Raw genomic sequence first — 4002 nt, 5'->3', positions numbered from 1 at the left:
ACCGATCTTGAAACAGTCCCCATCCGGAACGGACTGGTACGAGATTGCCGGCACCGGGCGCTCGGCGACATGCTCGACCGGCTCGCCGCCGAGCGGGGTGCGCTCGACACCGTCGAGGACCAGGAAGAAATCGCGAGGTTCGTGCGTCTGCTGGGTGGCATGAGCGATAGCACGGGCGGCGGCGACGGCCCGACTTCGACTGTAGCTCCAGGCAGCGCGGACGGTGCGGCGCGGCGGGGGCGTCGGCGGGATGGGCGTGGTCGGAGCTGATGCTCGAAGCCGGAACAGGGCTCAGAACCGGGAGAGGAATCAGAAGAGGAAGTAGCGCTGGGCCATGGGGAGTTCGGCTACTGGGGCGGGTTCGACCGGGGTGCCGTCGATGGTGACGGTGAATGTTTCCGGGTCGACGTGGATGTCGGGGGTGGCGGTGTTCTCCGGCAGGTCCGCCTTGCCGCGGCGGCGGACGTCGGCGACCGCGACCATCGGTTTGGCCAGGCCGAGCCGCGCCGGCAGGCCGGCGTCGAGGGCTGCGGGGGCGACGAACGACAGCGACGACGACGCCGCCGGGCCCGCCGCCGCCCCCCACATCGGGCGCGGCAGCACCGGCTGCGGGGTGGGGATGGAGGCGTTCGCGTCGCCCATCGCCGCCCAGGCCACGAACCCGCCCTTGATGACGACGGCCGGCCGGACGCCGAAGAACGCCGGGTCGTAGAGCACCAGGTCGGCGAGCTTGCCCGGCTCCACCGAGCCGATCTCGGCGTCCAGGCCGTGCGCGACGGCCGGGCAGATCGTGTACTTGGCGACGTACCGGCGGGCGCGGGCGTTGTCGGCGCGGCCGTCCCCGGGCAGTGGGCCGCGCCTGGCCCTCATCACGTGCGCGGTCTGCCAGGTGCGCAGCACGACCTCGCCGATGCGTCCCATGGCCTGCGAGTCCGAACCGATCATCGAGATGGCGCCGAGGTCGTGCAGGACGTCCTCGGCGGCGATCGTGGACGGCCGGATGCGGCTTTCGGCGAAGGCCAGGTCCTCGGGCACGCTCGGGTTCAGATGGTGGCAGACCATGAGCATGTCGAGGTGTTCGTCGAGGGTGTTGACGGTGTGCGGGCGGGTCGGGTTCGTCGAGCTCGGCAGGACGTTCGCCGCCGCGGCCACGGTGATGATGTCCGGGGCGTGCCCGCCGCCGGCACCCTCGGTGTGGTAGGCGTGGATGGCCCGGCCGGCGATCGCGGCCAGGGTGTCCTCGACGAAACCGGCCTCGTTGAGGGTGTCGGAGTGCAGCGCGACCTGCACCCCGGAGGCGTCCGCGACCCGCAGGCAGGCGTCGATCGCCGCCGGTGTGGAGCCCCAGTCCTCGTGCAGTTTGAAGCCGGCGGCGCCGGCGCGCAGCTGCTCCCACAGGGCGTCCTCGCCGACGGTGTTGCCCTTGCCGAGCAGGACGACGTTGACCGGCAGCGCGTCCATCGCGGACAGCATCCGGGCGAGGTTCCACGGCCCGGGGGTGACGGTGGTGGCCTTGGTGCCCTCGGCGGGGCCTGTCCCGCNCGGGGCCTGTCCCGCCGCCGATCAGGGTGGTGATGCCGGCGCCGAGGGCTTCGGGGACCTGCTGCGGGCAGATGAGGTGGACGTGGCAGTCCACCGCCCCCGCGGTGAGGATCTTCCCGTTGCCGGCGAGGATCTCCGTGCCCGGCCCGATGACCAGATCGGGGTGGACACCGTCCATGATGTCGGGGTTGCCGGCCTTGCCGAGCGCGACGATCCGCCCGTCGCGGATGCCGACGTCGGCCTTGACGACACCCCAGTGGTCGAGGACGACCGCGCCGGTGATGACCAGGTCCGGGACACCTTCGGCGCGCGACGCCCGGGCCTGCCCCATGGACTCCCGGATCACCTTGCCGCCGCCGAACACCGCCTCGTCGCCGGTGCCGGCACCGGCCGGCCCGCGGCNNNNCCGGCCGGCCCGCGGCTGCGGTCCTCGGTGACCTCGATGAACAGGTCGGTGTCGGCGAGGCGGATGCGGTCACCGACGGTCGGCCCGTACAGGTCGGCGTAGCGGGCCCGGTCGAGGTGGCGGCTCACGGGCGTGCCCCCTGGCGGGCGGGGTCGTCCAGCGGGCCGGCCGATTCGGGGCGCAGGCCGGGCACCAGCCGCCGGCCACCCAGCGGGACGAGGTCCACCTCGCGTTCGACGCCCGGCTCGAACCGGACGGCGGTGCCGGCCGGAACGGCCAGCCGGTGCCCCCAGGCGGTGTCGCGGTCGAACTGGAGAGCGGGGTTGGCGGCGGCGAAATGGTAGTGCGACCCGACCTGCACAGGACGGTCGCCGACGTTGCGCACACGCAGCGTCAGCACCGGCCGTCCCGGGTTGATCTCCACCGGGTCGTCGTCGTGCCGGATCTCGCCCGGCCGGATGCCGGTGCCCGCACTCATCGGACCGGCCCGCTCACCGAAGGTCCCGGAGGATGCCCCGGCCTTCGGACCGGGGAGGAATCCGGCCTCCCGCGGAGCGAACCGCGAACCTCGACAACGCGAACCCGCTTTCGTGTAGCTGGAATCCCCCGCGTTCACGCGGGGGAGGACGTCAGGGGATCGGCTCGTGGACGGTGACCAGCTTGGTGCCGTCCGGGAAGGTCGCCTCGACCTGGATCTCGCGAAGCATCTCGGGGACGCCGTCCATGACGTCCTCGCGGGTGAGCACGGTCCGTCCGGCGGACATCAGGTCGGCGACGCCGCGGCCGTCCCGGGCGCCTTCGAGCAGGAACGACGTGATGACGGCGGTCGCCTCCGGATGGTTCAGCCGCAGGCCGCGGGCCCGCCGTTCACGGGCGAGCCCGGCTGCCACGTGGATGAGCAGCCGTTCCTGTTCGTGCGGGCTGAGCAGCACGGTGGCGAAGTCTAGCGGTCACGGGTACGTCACGGCCACGCCGTGCCGCTCGGACGCGTCTCCGGGGTGCGTCGTCGTGATGTCCGGGATCTCTTGAAAAGCCCACTTTTGTGACTATCAGCGCCGAATCTGTGACGGCCACGTTAAAAGACGCTGGTTTGCGGGCGCCGCCGCGGATGTGGCGGCACAGTATGCGGCTATGCCGCGTCCGCGTACCCGGTGCGGGGCTGCGGGGCCGCGCCAGGGCGTAACGTACGTCACATTGCCGAGCGACTTCTTAGCGCAGGGTCATGCTCCATCCTCGTCCAAACGGTGTCTGCGGAGGGTTCATGACCACCGAGCGTGACCGCCAACAGGGGTGGTCCGCGCGCGGACCCGAACCGGTGACCTGTCTGCCGGAAAGGCCCTCGGCCGAGCACGGCCACCGGCCGCGGCGCGCGGCTGTCCCCGGCGCTGCCGGTCTCGCCCCGAGCGCGGCGGAACTCCAGCGCCTGCGCAGGGTCGCGGACGGTCAGGAGGAGGCGGACCTGATCGTCCATGGCGGCACGCTGGTTGTCGTCCACACCGGTGAGCTCCAGCGCCGTGACCTGCTGATCGTCGGACGGTTCATCGCCGCGGTGACGCAGCCCGGGGCGTTGGGGGCCCGCCGGGCGCTGGACGCGTCCGGCCGCTATCTCCTGCCCGCCTACGTCGACGAGCGCATCCGGGTCGAACAGACCCTGCTGACCCCCGGTGAACTCGCCCGCGTCGTCGTACCCCGGGGAACGGTCACCCTGCTGGCGGACACCAGCGGGTTGACCGGGTTGTACGGGCCGCGCGGCGGACAGCTCGCCACTGCCACCCGCACCCCGGCACGCCTGCTGGAAACACTGCCCGTGACATCGGCCGTACCGCCCATGCCTACGGGGAGGACGACGATGGTGCCGCGGCAGCCGGGTTCCTTACCCGCATCCGCCGGGGGAACATCACTGGACGTCACCGGCATGGCCGGGACGCTCCCCGTGGGGCCCGAGCCCGCCGAGCCCGGCGGGCTCGTCGAGGCCGGGCCCGTATCAGGGCCAGTATCCGCGCCGGGGCCCATGTCCGGCTCCGGGCCGGCATCGGCGTCGGCGGGCCCGCCGG

At 72.6% G+C, this 4002-nt stretch carries 3 protein-coding genes and 2 pseudogenes (1 of these 5 only partly in view); 2 read left to right on the top strand and 3 right to left on the bottom strand.

Features of this window, described 5'->3' with window-relative positions; translation table 11 throughout:
• Positions 1-270, top strand: a pseudogene (locus tag FrCorBMG51_RS31275) (hypothetical protein); the annotation flags it as partial.
• 39 nt (positions 271-309) lie between these two features.
• On the opposite strand, the pseudogene FrCorBMG51_RS13585 reads toward FrCorBMG51_RS31275, so the two are convergent.
• From FrCorBMG51_RS13585 to FrCorBMG51_RS13575, 3 genes and pseudogenes are all read right to left on the bottom strand, one after another.
• A pseudogene (locus FrCorBMG51_RS13585) lies at positions 310-2076 on the bottom strand (urease subunit alpha).
• Positions 2073-2426 carry an urease subunit beta gene (locus FrCorBMG51_RS13580; protein WP_139342315.1) on the bottom strand — a complete coding sequence of 118 codons (354 nt, stop codon included), beginning with the start codon at positions 2424-2426 and terminating at the stop codon, positions 2073-2075. The pseudogene FrCorBMG51_RS13585 and the gene FrCorBMG51_RS13580 overlap by 4 nt, the downstream one beginning before the upstream one ends.
• Positions 2427-2577: 151 nt before the next feature.
• Positions 2578-2880: an urease subunit gamma gene (locus FrCorBMG51_RS13575; RefSeq protein WP_013872664.1), complete on the bottom strand. Its 303-nt coding sequence runs from the start codon at positions 2878-2880 to the stop codon at positions 2578-2580.
• Between the two features lie 290 nt (positions 2881-3170).
• Between FrCorBMG51_RS13575 and FrCorBMG51_RS32545 the strand changes: the two genes are divergently transcribed.
• Positions 3171-4002: the 5' portion of an adenine deaminase C-terminal domain-containing protein gene (locus tag FrCorBMG51_RS32545; RefSeq protein ID WP_476742160.1), read on the top strand. 977 nt of this gene lie beyond the right edge of the window; 832 of the gene's 1809 nt are visible here — the first part of the coding sequence; its start codon is at positions 3171-3173; its stop codon lies off the right edge, out of view.

Source organism: Protofrankia coriariae (assembly GCF_001017755.1).
In the GTDB taxonomy this organism is placed as follows: Bacteria; Actinomycetota; Actinomycetes; order Frankiales; family Frankiaceae; genus Protofrankia; species Protofrankia coriariae.
The sequence above is the reverse complement of the archived record's forward strand: the minus strand, read 5'-3'. Positions and strand labels throughout refer to the sequence as shown.

Coding starts and splice junctions, on each gene's coding strand:
- FrCorBMG51_RS13580 (WP_139342315.1), bottom strand. CDS start 2,426: ATGAGTGCGGGCACCGGCATCCGGCCGGGCGAGATCCGGCACGACGAC.